Source organism: bacterium, from assembly GCA_035308905.1.
In the GTDB taxonomy this organism is placed as follows: Bacteria; Sysuimicrobiota; Sysuimicrobiia; order Sysuimicrobiales; family Segetimicrobiaceae; genus DASSJF01.
The window spans coordinates 105576-117214 of record DATGFS010000011.1; the positions used below are offsets into that span (position 1 = coordinate 105576).

22 protein-coding genes and 2 pseudogenes are annotated in these 11639 nt (G+C 69.8%); all 24 read right to left on the minus strand.

Annotated elements, in window-relative coordinates:
- Nucleotide 1 precedes the first annotated feature (1 nt).
- Nucleotides 2-670: an adenylate kinase gene (locus VKT83_04110; protein HLY21633.1), complete on the minus strand. Its 669-nt coding sequence runs from the start codon at nucleotides 668-670 to the stop codon at nucleotides 2-4.
- 1 nt (nucleotide 671) lies between these two features.
- Entirely contained in the window at nucleotides 672-1946 is a 1275-nt protein-coding gene (gene secY / locus VKT83_04115; GenBank protein HLY21634.1) for a preprotein translocase subunit SecY, read from the minus strand.
- Nucleotides 1943-2419, minus strand: coding sequence for a 50S ribosomal protein L15 (gene rplO, locus VKT83_04120; protein HLY21635.1), 477 nt, complete (start codon nucleotides 2417-2419; stop codon nucleotides 1943-1945). The genes secY and rplO overlap by 4 nt, the downstream gene beginning before the upstream one ends.
- Nucleotides 2403-2648, minus strand: coding sequence for a 50S ribosomal protein L30 (gene rpmD / locus VKT83_04125; protein HLY21636.1), 246 nt, complete (start codon nucleotides 2646-2648; stop codon nucleotides 2403-2405). The genes rplO and rpmD overlap by 17 nt, the downstream gene beginning before the upstream one ends.
- On the minus strand, nucleotides 2633-3253 hold the full coding sequence (gene rpsE / locus VKT83_04130; protein HLY21637.1) for a 30S ribosomal protein S5: 621 nt from the start codon (nucleotides 3251-3253) through the stop codon (nucleotides 2633-2635). Before rpsE ends, rpmD begins: the two co-directional genes overlap by 16 nt.
- 12 nt (nucleotides 3254-3265) lie before the next feature.
- Nucleotides 3266-3646, minus strand: coding sequence for a 50S ribosomal protein L18 (rplR, locus tag VKT83_04135; protein ID HLY21638.1), 381 nt, complete (start codon nucleotides 3644-3646; stop codon nucleotides 3266-3268).
- 17 nt (nucleotides 3647-3663) lie between these two features.
- Complete coding sequence (gene rplF, locus VKT83_04140; protein ID HLY21639.1) at nucleotides 3664-4230, minus strand: 50S ribosomal protein L6; 567 nt, start codon at nucleotides 4228-4230, stop codon at nucleotides 3664-3666.
- Between the two features lie 10 nt (nucleotides 4231-4240).
- Nucleotides 4241-4639: a 30S ribosomal protein S8 gene (gene rpsH, locus VKT83_04145; GenBank protein HLY21640.1), complete on the minus strand. Its 399-nt coding sequence runs from the start codon at nucleotides 4637-4639 to the stop codon at nucleotides 4241-4243.
- Nucleotides 4640-4649: 10 nt separating this feature from the next.
- Complete coding sequence (locus VKT83_04150) at nucleotides 4650-4835, minus strand: type Z 30S ribosomal protein S14 (GenBank protein ID HLY21641.1); 186 nt, start codon at nucleotides 4833-4835, stop codon at nucleotides 4650-4652.
- A 3-nt stretch (nucleotides 4836-4838) separates the two neighbouring features.
- Nucleotides 4839-5429, minus strand: a complete 591-nt coding sequence (gene rplE / locus VKT83_04155) for a 50S ribosomal protein L5 (protein ID HLY21642.1) — start codon at nucleotides 5427-5429, stop codon at nucleotides 4839-4841.
- Nucleotides 5430-5431: 2 nt separating this feature from the next.
- Nucleotides 5432-5761, minus strand: coding sequence for a 50S ribosomal protein L24 (gene rplX / locus VKT83_04160; GenBank protein HLY21643.1), 330 nt, complete (start codon nucleotides 5759-5761; stop codon nucleotides 5432-5434).
- Nucleotides 5761-6129 carry a 50S ribosomal protein L14 gene (gene rplN / locus VKT83_04165; protein ID HLY21644.1) on the minus strand — a complete coding sequence of 123 codons (369 nt, stop codon included), beginning with the start codon at nucleotides 6127-6129 and terminating at the stop codon, nucleotides 5761-5763. Before rplN ends, rplX begins: the two co-directional genes overlap by 1 nt.
- Nucleotides 6126-6404, minus strand: coding sequence for a 30S ribosomal protein S17 (gene rpsQ / locus VKT83_04170; protein HLY21645.1), 279 nt, complete (start codon nucleotides 6402-6404; stop codon nucleotides 6126-6128). The genes rplN and rpsQ overlap by 4 nt, the downstream gene beginning before the upstream one ends.
- Nucleotides 6401-6634, minus strand: coding sequence for a 50S ribosomal protein L29 (gene rpmC / locus VKT83_04175; protein HLY21646.1), 234 nt, complete (start codon nucleotides 6632-6634; stop codon nucleotides 6401-6403). The genes rpsQ and rpmC overlap by 4 nt, the downstream gene beginning before the upstream one ends.
- Nucleotides 6634-7077 carry a 50S ribosomal protein L16 gene (gene rplP, locus VKT83_04180; protein HLY21647.1) on the minus strand — a complete coding sequence of 148 codons (444 nt, stop codon included), beginning with the start codon at nucleotides 7075-7077 and terminating at the stop codon, nucleotides 6634-6636. Before rplP ends, rpmC begins: the two co-directional genes overlap by 1 nt.
- A 210-nt stretch (nucleotides 7078-7287) precedes the next feature.
- Nucleotides 7288-7923, minus strand: a pseudogene (gene rpsC, locus VKT83_04185) (30S ribosomal protein S3).
- A gap of 47 nt (nucleotides 7924-7970) precedes the next feature.
- The gene (gene rplV, locus VKT83_04190; protein HLY21648.1) at nucleotides 7971-8303 is read right to left on the minus strand and encodes a 50S ribosomal protein L22; all 333 of its coding nucleotides are present in this window, start codon (nucleotides 8301-8303) and stop codon (nucleotides 7971-7973) included.
- A gap of 76 nt (nucleotides 8304-8379) precedes the next feature.
- A pseudogene (gene rpsS, locus VKT83_04195) lies at nucleotides 8380-8661 on the minus strand (30S ribosomal protein S19).
- Nucleotides 8662-9486 carry a 50S ribosomal protein L2 gene (gene rplB, locus VKT83_04200; GenBank protein ID HLY21649.1) on the minus strand — a complete coding sequence of 275 codons (825 nt, stop codon included), beginning with the start codon at nucleotides 9484-9486 and terminating at the stop codon, nucleotides 8662-8664.
- A gap of 15 nt (nucleotides 9487-9501) precedes the next feature.
- Nucleotides 9502-9810 (minus strand): 50S ribosomal protein L23, encoded by a 309-nt coding sequence (gene rplW / locus VKT83_04205; protein HLY21650.1) that lies wholly within the window; start codon nucleotides 9808-9810, stop codon nucleotides 9502-9504.
- Nucleotides 9807-10451, minus strand: a complete 645-nt coding sequence (rplD, locus tag VKT83_04210) for a 50S ribosomal protein L4 (GenBank protein HLY21651.1) — start codon at nucleotides 10449-10451, stop codon at nucleotides 9807-9809. The genes rplW and rplD overlap by 4 nt, the downstream gene beginning before the upstream one ends.
- A complete protein-coding gene (gene rplC, locus VKT83_04215; GenBank protein HLY21652.1) occupies nucleotides 10448-11143 on the minus strand; it encodes a 50S ribosomal protein L3 in 696 nt (231 codons plus the stop codon). The genes rplD and rplC overlap by 4 nt, the downstream gene beginning before the upstream one ends.
- 26 nt (nucleotides 11144-11169) lie before the next feature.
- Nucleotides 11170-11475: a 30S ribosomal protein S10 gene (gene rpsJ, locus VKT83_04220; GenBank protein HLY21653.1), complete on the minus strand. Its 306-nt coding sequence runs from the start codon at nucleotides 11473-11475 to the stop codon at nucleotides 11170-11172.
- A gap of 41 nt (nucleotides 11476-11516) precedes the next feature.
- On the minus strand, nucleotides 11517-11639 hold a 123-nt coding region (gene tuf / locus VKT83_04225), incomplete at its 5' end, for an elongation factor Tu (GenBank protein ID HLY21654.1).

An 11639-nucleotide genomic window follows, 5' to 3' on the forward strand; every position in this document is an offset into this window, starting at 1 on the left:
GTCACACGCCGCGGCCGGCCCGCGCCGCGACGAACTCCTGAATGCGCTCGTAGACCTCTTCCGCAGTCCCCTGGGCGTTGACGGCGAGGAAGACGCCGCGATTCCGGTAGTGGTCCACGAGCGGCGCGGTCCACCGCCGGAACACCTCGAGACGGCGCTTCACCGTCTCCGGCGCGTCGTCGCGCCGCTGAATCAGCTCCGTCCCGTCCAGATCGCACCGCACGGGCTCCCGCGGCGGTTTGTACTCGACGTGATAGTTGGCGCCGCACTTCGGGCAGATCCGCCGGCCGGTGATGCGCCGGATCACGACCTCCTCGGGGATCTCGAAAAAGATGACCCCGTGGAGCTCGCGGCCCCACTTCGCCAGGAACTCGTCGAGCCCGTCCGCCTGGGCCAGCGTGCGGGGATAGCCGTCGAGGATGAACCCCGCGTCGCAGTCGGGCCGCAGCAGGCGCTCCTCGACCAGCTGCTGTACGATCGCGTCGGGCACGAGATCGCCCTCCCGCATGTACTCCCCGGCGCGCCGCCCCATCTCGGTGTCGGCCCGCACCGCGGCCCGGAACATGTCCCCGGTGGAGATGTGCGGGATGCCGTGGCGCTTGTGGAACAGCTCCGCCTGCGTGCCCTTGCCCGCGCCCGGCGGGCCCATGAACACGAGGTTCATCGGCATGCTATTTCATGAACCCTTCGTAGTGGCGCATCAGCACGTACGCTTCGATCTGCTTCATCGTCTCGAGCGCCACGCCGACGACGATCAGCAGCGAGGTGCCGGTCAGGTACAGCGTCAGCTGCCCCGTGAACCGGGCCAGGAAGATCGGGCCGACCGCGATCAGCCCCAGGAACAGCGCCCCGACGAAGGTCAGCTTCTCGAGGATTCGGATCAGATAGTCCGTGGTCGGCCGGCCCGGCCGGATGCCCGGGATGAAGCCGCCGTACTTTTTGATGTTGTCCGACACGTCCTCGGGATCGAAGCTCACCGCGGTGTAAAAGTACGTGAACGCGATGATCAGCACGAAGTAGAGCAGGGCCCCGGTCGAGCTGTTGAGCGACAAGTAGTTGCCCAGCCGCTGCAGCCACGGGAGGCGCGAGAACTGCGCGATCGTCGAGGGAAACTGCATCACGGAGATCGCGAAGATGATCGGGATGACGCCGGCCGACGCGATGCGGACCGGCAGGTAGGTGGTCTGGCCGCCGACCATCCGGCGCCCCACGATCCGCTTCGCGTACTGGATCGGAATCTTGCGGGCCGCCTGCGTCACCAGGACCACCGCGACGATGCTGATCAGGATGACGGCGATGTCGGCGATCGCGCGGAACACCGAGGCCTCGCCGACGTTGACCAGGCCGATCGTCTGGGAGAGCTGGTTGGGCAGCCGCGCGGTGATGCCGGCGAAAATGATGAGCGACACGCCGTTGCCGATGCCGTACTCGGTCATGATCGAGCCCATCCAGGTCAGCAGCATCGTCCCGGCGACCAGCGTCATGACGATCTCGCCGAGCATGAGCGGCCGCGGATCGTTGATGGCCCCGAGGTTCCGGATCAGCAGCATCTGACCGGTGCCCTGCACGACCGCCAGCAGCACCGCGAGGTAGAGCGTCCACTGGCCGATCTTGCGCCGGCCGGCCTCGCCCTCCTCGCGGTGGATCTCCTTGAGCGTCGGGAACACCACCTCGAGCAGGCTGAAGATGATCGACGCCGTGATGTACGGAAACACGCCGAGCGCGAATAGGGCGAACCGCGAGAACGCGCCGCCGACGAACAGATCGATGAACCCGAAGACGTTGCCGGCCTGGCCCTGCTGGAACAAGGTCTGCAGGCGCAGAACGTCCACGCCCGGCACGGGGATGTGCGACCCGAGCCGGAACAGCGCCAGCATCCCCACCGTGAAGAGGAACTTCCGGCGGAGATCCGGGATACGGATGATGTTCGCGAGCCCGGGAATCACGCCCCGATCACCTCGACGCGGCCGCCGGCTGCCTCGATCCGCTCTTTGGCGCTCTTGCTGAACGCGTGCGCCTTCACGACGAGGGCGTGGGCGAGCGCGTCGCCGCCGCCGCCCAGGATCTTCACCTGGCCCCCTTGGATCAGCCGCGCCGCCCGCAGGGCGTCGGGCGTTACCTCGGTCCCGGCGGCGAACGACGCCAGCCGGCCGACGTTGACGACGTCCATGCGCTCGCGCGGCCCCCCGCCGACGTGATTGCTGCCGGCGCCGCGGACGCCGCGCTTGTAGGGAACACGCTTGATGAGCGGCAGCTGGCCGCCCTCGAATCCCGGACGGCGCTGCCCGCCGGTGCGGGCCTTCTGGCCCTTGTGCCCGCGGCCCGCGGTATTGCCGTGGCCCGACGAGTGCCCCCGGCCGACGCGACGGCGCCGGCGGCGGGCTCCGTGGGCCGGCCGGAGATCACCCAGCCCGACCATGCTCCACCTCTTCCACCGTGACCAGATGCTGAATCTTGCGGACCGCGCCGGAGAACGACGCGGTCTGCGCGTGCACGCGGCTCGCGCCGATGCGGCGCAGTCCGAGCGCATAGGCCGTCCGCCGCTGATCCCGCGGGCAGCCGATGAGACTGCGGCGCAGCGTCACGCGGACCCGGGCCGTTTCCGCGGTGCCCAGGGAGGGCGTGGCGACGGTCACACGCTCTGCCACTGTGCCGCCCTCCGTCCCAGCAGATCCTCCACCGTCTTGCGCCGCATGCGCGCGACCTCGGCGGGCAGCCGGATGTCGAGCAGCCCCTTCAGGGTGGCGCGCGCCTGGTTGATCGGGTTGTTGCTGCCGAGCGACTTCGTCAGGATGTCGCGGACGCCCGCGGCCTCCAGCACGGCGCGCACCGGCCCGCCGGCGATGACGCCGGTTCCGGGCGCGGCCGGCTTCAGCAAGACCTTCGCGGCGCCGTAAACCGACAGGATCTCGTGCGGAATCGTCGTGCCGGAGAGCGAGACGCCCATGAGGCTCTTGCGCGCCTCTTCCGTGCCCTTGCGGATCGCGTCCGGGACCTCGCCGGCTTTGCCGAGGCCGATCCCGACGTGCCCGTGCTCATCGCCCACGACCACGAGCGCGCTGAAGTTGAAGCGCTTCGCGCCCTTCGTGACCTTGGCGACCCGGTTGATCCAGATCGCCTTCTCCGTCGTCAGGTTGACGTCGTCGGCCTTGACCCGGCGATGCAAATACTCCAGATCCGCCGGCTTCTGCGCCGGCGGCGCCTCGACTTTGCGGGGCTTCTTGCCCCTACCCTTGCCCTTGAACCGCGGCATGCCGTCCCTCCCTTAGAACTCCAACCCGCCCTCGCGGGCGCCATCGGCCACGGCTTTCACGCGGCCGTGGTAGAGATACCCGCCGCGGTCGAAGACGACCCGGCTCACGCCGTGCTCCTTGGCGCGGCGCGCAACCAGCCGGCCGACAAGCTTGCCGGCCTCGGTCTTCTTCCCGCCCTTCTTCGCGCCGGCGGCTCCCTCACGGACCTCGGGATCGAGGCTCGAGGCCGCGGCGAGCGTGCGCCCGTCCCGGTCGTCGACCACCTGCGCGTAGATGTGCGCCACGCTGCGGAATACCGACAGCCGCGGCCGCTCGGACGTTCCCCGCACCACGCGCCGGATGCGGAGATGGCGGCGCTGGCGCGACTCGTTCCGGCTCTTGCGCTTGATCATCGCTCTGCCCCCACCCCTTACGCCTTGGCCCCGCCGGCCCCGGCCGCGGCCTTGCCGGCCTTCCCGGCCTTGCGCCGGACGTGCTCGCCGAGGTAGCGGACGCCCTTGCCCTTATACGGGTCGGGCTCGCGCAGCGAGCGGATCCCGGCCGCGATTTGGCCGACCAGCTCCTTGTCGATGCCGGACACGATGATCCGGTTCGGCTGCGGCGCCTCCAGGGTGATACCGGACGGCGGGTCGATCTCCACCGGGTGCGAGAAGCCGAGCTGGATCGCGAGCTTCTGGCCCTGCTTCTGCGCGCGGTAGCCGACGCCCTGAATCTCCAGCTGCACCGCGTAGCCCTGCGTGACGCCCCGGACCATGTTGGCGACGAGCGCGCGCGTCAGACCGTGGAGCGCCCGGTGGAAACGTCCGTCCGTCGGCCGGGAGACCGTGATCCGGCCGTCCGCGACCGCCACCGTGATGTCGGGATGAACCGTCCGCTCGAGCGACCCCTTGGGGCCCTTGACGCGCACGGTGCGGTCCTGGACCGCCACGTCCACGCCGCCCGGAATCGGAATCGGCAATCTGCCTACGCGTGACATGCGCCGCTCCTCACCAGATGAAGCACAGGATCTCGCCGCCGACCCCGGCCCGCCGGGCGTCGCGGTCGGTCATGACCCCGCGCGAAGTCGAAAGAATCGCCACGCCGAGCCCGCCGCGCACCCGCGGGATCTCCGTGCGGCCCCGGTAGATGCGCAGGCCCGGCCGGCTGATGCGCCGGAGCCCCGTGATGACGCCCGTCTTGCGCTCGCCGTACCGCAGCGACAGGCGCAGCTGGTGCGGGGCCTTCTTGTCGAGCTCGAAGTCCGCGATGAACCCCTCGTTCTTGAGGATCTTCGCGATCTCCAGCTTCATGCGCGACGGCGGCAGCAGCACGTGGTCGTGCCGCGCGGTCATCGCGTTGCGGATGCGCGTCAGCATATCCGCGATCGGATCGGTAATTACGCCCACTCCCGTCACCTCACCAGCTGGCTTTGACCACGCCGGGAATCTCGCCCTTGTGCGCGAGGGTGCGCAGGCAGATCCGGCACAGGCCAAACTTGCGGAAGACCGCGCGCGGACGGCCGCACAGCCGGCACCGGCTGTACCGCCGGACCTTGAACTTGGCCGGCTTCCGCCACTTCAACAGCAGCGCTTTCTTCGGCATCCCTTAGGCCCTCCCGGCGGGCGCGGCCGCGCCTGCCCCGTCGCCGGACGCCGCGGCCTCGCGGAACGGCAGCCCGAGCGCCCGCAGGAGCTCGCGCGCCTCCTCGTCGGTCCCCGCCGTCGTCACGATCGCGATGTCCATGCCGCGAATCTTGTCCACTTTGTCGTACTCGATCTCCGGAAAGATGAGCTGCTCCTTGATCCCGATGTTCATGCTGCCGCGGCCGTCGAACGACCGCGACGGAATGCCCTTGAAGTCCTTGATCCGCGGCAGGCTGATGTTGAACAGCTTGTCGAGGAACTCGTACATCCGCTCGCCGCGCAGCGTCACCTTGCACCCGATGGGGTTGCCGGTCCGCAGCTTGAAGGCCGCGATCGACGTCCGGGCCCGCGCGATCACGGGCCGCTGGCCGCTGATCGTCGTCAGCTCCTCGACGGCCTTGTCGAGGTGCCGCTGATCCTGAAGCGCGTCGGCGACGCGCATGTTGATGACGACCTTCTCGACCTTCGGGACCTGCATGACCGTCTTGTAGCCGAAGCGCTTCCGCAGCGCCGGCACGACGTCGGCCTTGTAGCGTTCACGCAACCGCGCCATGGTTACTTGTCGATGACCTCCCCGCAGTGGCGGCAGACCCGGACCTTGCCGCCGTCGTCGAGCACGCGGTGTCCGAACCGGACCGCGCGCCCGCACCGCGGACACACCAGCATCGCCTTGCCGGCGGGAAACGCCAGCTCTTTCTCGACGATGCCGCCGGACGGCATCTTCTCGTTGGGCTTGGTGTGCCGCTTCGCGACCATCACGGCTTCGACGATGATCCGGCCCGTGTCGGGGAGGACCCGCAGCACCTTCCCGCGCTTGCCGCGGTACTTGCCGGTGATCACCTCGACCGTGTCGCCGCGGCGAACGTGCACGTGCGTCGCCGCCATCACAGCACCTCCGGCGCGAGCGAGATGATCTTCATGAACTGCCGTTCGCGCAGCTCCCGCGCCACCGGCCCGAAGATGCGGGTACCGCGCGGGTTGTTCTGGTCCGTGATCAGTACCGCGGCGTTGTCGTCGAACCGTATCTGCGACCCGTCGGGCCGGCGCGTGGGCTTCACGGTCCGCACCACCACGGCCTTCACGACCTCGCCCTTCTTGACGGCGCTGTTCGGAATGGCCTGCTTGACCGTCGCCACGATGACGTCGCCGATCGCGGCGTAGCGGCGCCGCGACCCCCCGTAGACGCGGATGCACATGATCTCGCGCGCCCCGGTGTTGTCCGCGACCCGGAGCCGCGTATAGTTCTGGATCATCGCGCCTTCTCCACCACCCGGACAACGCGCCAGCGCTTGTCCTTGCTGATCGGCCGCGTCTCCGCGATCAGGACCGTGTCGCCGACGTGCGCTTCCCCGCGCTCGTCGTGGGCCTTGTACCGCGCGCTGTGCCGCACGATCTTCTTGTAGACGGGGTGCTGACCGCGCCGCGAGATCTCGACGACGACCGTCTTCTGCATCTTGTCGCTCACGACGCGGCCGGTCCGGGTCTTCCGGATGCCGCGCTTCTCGGCCGGTCCCGTCATCTCGTTCATCGGCGGCCTCCGCGCGGCCTGGCCTCGACAGGGGCCGCGGCCTCGATCAGGTCGCGCGCCCGCAATTCAGTCAGCACGCGCGCCACCGTCCGGCGCATCTCGACGATCTTCGCCGGATTCAGCAGCTTGCCGGACGTCCGCTGCAGCCGCAGCGTGAACAGCTCCTGCCGGGCGTCGGCCAGGCGCTTCTGGAGATCCGCCTCGCCGAGATCCCGCATCGATTCCGCCATTACGCCTGCCCCCCCGCCCCGGCGATCTCGCCGACCTCGTCCCGCTGCACGAAGCGCGTCGGGATCGGCAGCTTGTGGCCGGCGAGGGACATCGCCTCGCGGGCCACCTGTTCGCTGACCCCGCCGAGCTCGAAGAGCACCCGGCCCGGCTTCACGACCGCGACCCACAGCTCGGGGTTGCCCTTGCCGCTCCCCATGCGGGTCTCCGCCGGCTTCTTGGTCACCGGGTGGTCCGGAAACACGCGGATCCACAGCTTGCCGCCCCGCTTGATGAACCGCGTGATCGCGCGGCGCGCCGCCTCGATCTGCTGGCTTGTGATCCACGCGCGGTCCTGCGCCTGGAGCCCGAACTCTCCGAACGTCACCGCGGCGCCGGTGTGGGCTTCCCCGCGCATCCGGCCCCGGTGCGCCTTACGGTATTTGACCCGCTTGGGCATCAACATGCGTCTACGGTCTCCCTCGCTCTACTCGCTGACGGGCTTCGATGACATGGTTGCCGGCCGCTGGTCGGCCGGCACGTCCGCGCCGCCGGCACGCCCCGCGACGTCGGGGTCGCCTTCCGGCCGCCGCTGCTGCACGACCACCCGCGGCTGCCGCGACGGCAGCACCAGGGTGTCCGACGCCCGGCCGCGGGCTCCGCCTTCGGCCGGCACGCGCCGCCGCTCCGGCAGCACGTCGCCGCGATAGATCCAGACCTTCACGCCGATGCGGCCGAACGTCGTGAGGGCCTCGGCCACGCCGAAGTCGATGTCCGCGCGCAGCGTCTGCAGCGGCACCCGGCCCTCGCGGTACCACTCGTACCGCGCGATCTCCGCGCCGGCGAGCCGCCCGCTGCAGGAGATGCGGATGCCCTTCGCGCCGCTGCGCAGGCTGCGGGCCACCGCCTGCTTCATCGCCCGCCGGTACGCGATGCGCCGCTCGAGCTGGCTGGCCACGTTCTGGGCGACCAGCGCGGCCTCGAGTTCGGCGCGCCGGATCTCCTGGACGTTCAGCTGGATCGCCTTGCCGGTCAGCGCCTCGAGCTCTTTCTTCAGCGCGTCGATCCCCGTGCCGCCGCGGCCGATGATGATGCCGGGCCGCGCCGAATGGATCGTGATGCGGACGCGGTTCGCCGCGCGCTCGATCTCGATCCGCGAGATCCCCGCGCGGCCCATCTTCTTCTTGATGGCACCGCGCAGCTTCTGGTCCTCCTCGATCAGCTCGGGGAAGTTCTTTTCGGCATACCACTTCGACTCCCAGTCTTTGATGATCCCGAGCCTCAGACCGATTGGGTGGATCTTCTGCCCCACGTTGGCGCCTCCGCTGCCGGCGCATTCCGCCGGCTAGTCCTTTAGGGCTACTCGTCGGCCACGATTACGGTGATGTGGCTGCTGCGCTTCTTGATCACGTCGGCCCGGCCGCGCGCGCGGGCGTGCATCCGCCGCTGGCTGGGCCCGCTGTCCACATAGGCGCGCCGGACGCGGAGGGCGTCGCGCGCGAGCTCGAGGTTGTGCTCCGCGTTGGCCGCGGCCGACGCCACGACCTTGGCCACGACTTTGGCCGCGCGGTTCGGCGTGAACTTCAGCACTGCGAGCGCCTCGTCCACGGCCTTGCCTTTGATGAGCTCCGTCACCGTCCGCACCTTACGCGGCGCGATCCGGACGTGTCGCGCAATCGCCTTGGCTTCCACTACGGTTCCCCCCTCACGCCGACGGCGCCGGCGTACCGCCCGCGGCCGGTGCGGCCGGGGTCCCCGGCCCCATCGGCCGCACGGACGTCGCCTTCTCGACGCGCACGCCGTGGCTCTTGAACGTCCGCGTCATGGCGAACTCGCCGAGCTTGTGCCCGACCATGTTCTCGGTCAGGTACACCGGCACGTGCTTGCGGCCGTCGTAGACGGCGATCGTGTGTCCGACCATGTCCGGCAGGATCGTCGACCGCCGCGACCACGTCCGGATCACCCGCCGCTCGCGCGTGCGGTTCAGCGCGTCGACCTTCTGCTGCAGGTGCTTGTCGACAAAGGGCCCCTTCTTGATCGACCGGCCCATCTATTTCCTCCGCTTCACGATAAACTTGTCGCTCGGCTTCGTCTTGCGGGTCTTGTAGCCGAGCGTGGGCTTGCCCCACGGCGTCACCGGCCCGGGCATCCCGATCGGCGACTTCCCCTCGCCGCCGCCGTGCGGATGGCTGCTGGGATCCATCACCACGCCCCGGACGTGCGGCCGGCGCCGCATCCACCGCGTCCGGCCGGCTTTGCCGATGCTGACCGACTCGTGCTCGAGGTTGCCGATCTGGCCGATCGTCGCCCGGCAGCCGATATGAAGCATCCGCACCTCGCCGGACGGCAGCCGCACCTGGGCGTAGTCGCCTTCCTTGGCCATGACCTGCGCCGCGCCGCCGGCGCTGCGCACCAGCTGGCCGCCGCGGCCCACGTGCAGCTCGAGGTTGTGCACGGTCGAGCCGACCGGGATCGCGCGCAGCGGCAGGCAGTTCCCCGGCTTGATCTCCACGTCGGACCCGGACGCGACGACGTCGCCGACCCCGAGCCCTACCGGCGCCAGGATGTAGCGCTTCTCGCCGTCCCGGTAGTGCAGCAGCGCAATCCGGGCGGACCGGTTCGGATCGTACTCGATCTCGGCCACGCGCGCGGTGACGCCGTCCTTGTTCCGCTTGAAATCGATGAGACGGTAGCGCCGCTTGTGGCCGCCGCCGCGGTGGCGCGTGGTCACGCGGCCCTGGCCGTTGCGGCCGGCATGGTTCAGCAGCGGCTCGACGAGCGAGCGCTCGGGCGACGTCCGCGTGATGTCCTCGAACGTCACCACCGTCATGAACCGGCGTCCGGGCGTGATGGGCTTGAATTTTTTGATCCCCATGCGTCCTCCGCCCCTCTAGGTCAGTTTCTCGAGATCGATCTTGTCGCCGTCGGCGAGCGTGACGATCGCCTTGCGGTAGCCGGCCTCGCGGTAGTGGTGCTGCCCGCGCCGGCGCGCGCGGCCCGGAATCCGGATGACGTTGACCTTCGTGACGCGGACGCTGAACAGCCGCTGCACCGCGTCGCGGATCACCGGCTTCGTGGACGCGCCGTCGATCTCGAACGTGTACTTGTTGATCGTCGTGCCGCGCATGCTCTTCTCGGTGACGATCGGCCGCCGGATGACGTTGCGCGGGTCGAGTCCCGCGCTGCGGGACGGACTCATGCCCCGAGTCCCTCCACCAGGCGCTCCAGCGCGTCGCGGGTGAACACGATCCGGTCCGCGGCGAGAATCGCGTGCACGTTGAGCGCGGACGCGGCGGCGACGCGCACGCCGCCGAGGTTGGCCGCCGAGCGCTCGACCATCTCGTTCGGTGAGGCGGTGACCAGCAGTACCGAGCGGACGTCCGAGCCCTTGACCCCGAGCCCCGCCGCGCGCAGCGCCGCGGCGACGGTCTTGGTCTTCGGCGCGTCGAGGTCGAGGCGGTCGAGCACCGCGATCCGCCCCTCCGCCGCCCGCGCCGAGAGCGCCGACCGCAGCGCCAGGCGCCGCACCTTCTTGTTCAGCGCGTACTTGTAACTCCGCGGCTGCGGCCCGAAGACGATGCCGCCGCCGACAAAGACCGGCGCCCCGCGCGCGCCGTGCCGGGCGCGGCCGGTGCCCTTCTGCCGGTACAGCTTGCGCGTGCTGCGCGAGACCATGCCGCGCGTCAGCGTCGAGTGCGTGCCGCGGTGCCGGCCGGCCAGCTGCCACAGCACGGCCTCATGCAGCACCGCGGTGTGCGGCGTCACGCCGAAGATCGCCTCGGCCAGATCCACTTCGCCGGCCGTCTTGCCGTCCCGATCGTATACGGGCGCCCTGGTCATGCTTTGGCTCCCTTCGCGTCCTTCGCCGCGGCCGGGGCCGCCGCGCGCACCTTCTTCCCGCCCTTCGCGCTGCGGACGAGTACCACGCCGCCGCGAGGTCCGGGAAGCGCGCCGTGGATCAGGAGGACGTTGCGCTCCGTGTCGACCGACACGACCCTGAGGCCCTTGACCGTGGAGCGCTCGCCGCCGAGCCGGCCGGGCATGCGCTTGCCCTTCCAGACCCGGGCGATGTTGCTCGAGCCGATGCTGCCGATCGCGCGGTGCATGAGGCTGACGCCGTGCGTCGCCCGCTGGCCGCCGAAGTTGTGGCGCTTCATCGCGCCGGAAAATCCCTTGCCCTTGCTGACGCCGGTCACGTCCACCTGGGCGCCCTCGCTGAAGGCGTCCGCGCGGACGGCCTGGCCGATCTCAAACGTCTCGCCGCCGGCGAGGCGGACTTCGCGGATCACCCGCATCGGGGCGAGCCCGCGCTTGAGGAAGATGCCGCGGTACGGCTTCTGCGGCGCCCGCGTCCTGGGCTTCTCCGGCAGCGGATCGAACCCGAGCTGCACGGCGGCGTAGCCTTCGCGCGCCGGCGTGCGTAGGCCGACGACCACGCAGGGCCCGGCCTCGACGACCGTCACCGGCACGACGTTGCCGGCGGCGTCGAAGATCTGGGTCATGCCGAGTTTCCGTCCGAGAATCGCGGGCATCGGATTCGCTCCCTATCTCCTCAGCGCTACAGCTTGATCTCGATGTCGACGCCGGCCGGCAGATCGAGATGCATCAGCGCGTCGACGGTCTTGGGGGTCGGCTCGAGGATGTCGATCAGGCGCTTGTGCGTCCGCAGCTCGAAGTGCTCCATCGACTCCTTGTCGATGTGCGGCGACCGGATCACGCAGTACACGTTGCGGTCCGTCGGGAGCGGCACAGGCCCGGAGATGCGCGCACCGGTCCGCCGAACCGTGTCCACGATCTTTTCCGCGGACTGGTCGAGCACCTTATGATCGTAGGCCTTGAGCTTGATCCGGATCTTCTGTGCCATTCGCCGCTCCTTTGTGGTCCCGCCCGCCGCGACAGCGGCCATTACGAGAGGATCTTGGCGATGACGCCGGCGCCGACCGTCCGGCCTCCCTCCCGCACCGCGAACCGCTGCCCCTCCTCCAGCGCCACCGGTGTGATCAACGCCCCCTCAATCGTCACGTTGTC

Excerpts from the sequence above, each read along its gene's own strand:
- VKT83_04110 (HLY21633.1), bottom strand. The coding sequence starts at position 670 with ATGCCGATGAACCTCGTGTTCATGGGCCCGCCGGGCGCGGGCAAGGGC.
- rplO (HLY21635.1), bottom strand. The coding sequence starts at position 2,419 with ATGGTCGGGCTGGGTGATCTCCGGCCGGCCCACGGAGCCCGCCGCCGG.
- rpsE (HLY21637.1), bottom strand. The coding sequence starts at position 3,253 with ATGCCGCGGTTCAAGGGCAAGGGTAGGGGCAAGAAGCCCCGCAAAGTC.
- rplR (HLY21638.1), bottom strand. The coding sequence starts at position 3,646 with ATGATCAAGCGCAAGAGCCGGAACGAGTCGCGCCAGCGCCGCCATCTC.
- rplF (HLY21639.1), bottom strand. The coding sequence starts at position 4,230 with ATGTCACGCGTAGGCAGATTGCCGATTCCGATTCCGGGCGGCGTGGAC.
- VKT83_04150 (HLY21641.1), bottom strand. The coding sequence starts at position 4,835 with ATGCCGAAGAAAGCGCTGCTGTTGAAGTGGCGGAAGCCGGCCAAGTTC.
- rplE (HLY21642.1), bottom strand. The coding sequence starts at position 5,429 with ATGGCGCGGTTGCGTGAACGCTACAAGGCCGACGTCGTGCCGGCGCTG.
- rplX (HLY21643.1), bottom strand. The coding sequence starts at position 5,761 with ATGGCGGCGACGCACGTGCACGTTCGCCGCGGCGACACGGTCGAGGTG.
- rplN (HLY21644.1), bottom strand. The coding sequence starts at position 6,129 with ATGATCCAGAACTATACGCGGCTCCGGGTCGCGGACAACACCGGGGCG.
- rpsQ (HLY21645.1), bottom strand. The coding sequence starts at position 6,404 with ATGAACGAGATGACGGGACCGGCCGAGAAGCGCGGCATCCGGAAGACC.
- rpmC (HLY21646.1), bottom strand. The coding sequence starts at position 6,634 with ATGGCGGAATCGATGCGGGATCTCGGCGAGGCGGATCTCCAGAAGCGC.
- rplP (HLY21647.1), bottom strand. The coding sequence starts at position 7,077 with ATGTTGATGCCCAAGCGGGTCAAATACCGTAAGGCGCACCGGGGCCGG.
- rplB (HLY21649.1), bottom strand. The coding sequence starts at position 9,486 with ATGGGGATCAAAAAATTCAAGCCCATCACGCCCGGACGCCGGTTCATG.
- rplW (HLY21650.1), bottom strand. The coding sequence starts at position 9,810 with ATGAGTCCGTCCCGCAGCGCGGGACTCGACCCGCGCAACGTCATCCGG.
- rplD (HLY21651.1), bottom strand. The coding sequence starts at position 10,451 with ATGACCAGGGCGCCCGTATACGATCGGGACGGCAAGACGGCCGGCGAA.
- rplC (HLY21652.1), bottom strand. The coding sequence starts at position 11,143 with ATGCCCGCGATTCTCGGACGGAAACTCGGCATGACCCAGATCTTCGAC.
- rpsJ (HLY21653.1), bottom strand. The coding sequence starts at position 11,475 with ATGGCACAGAAGATCCGGATCAAGCTCAAGGCCTACGATCATAAGGTG.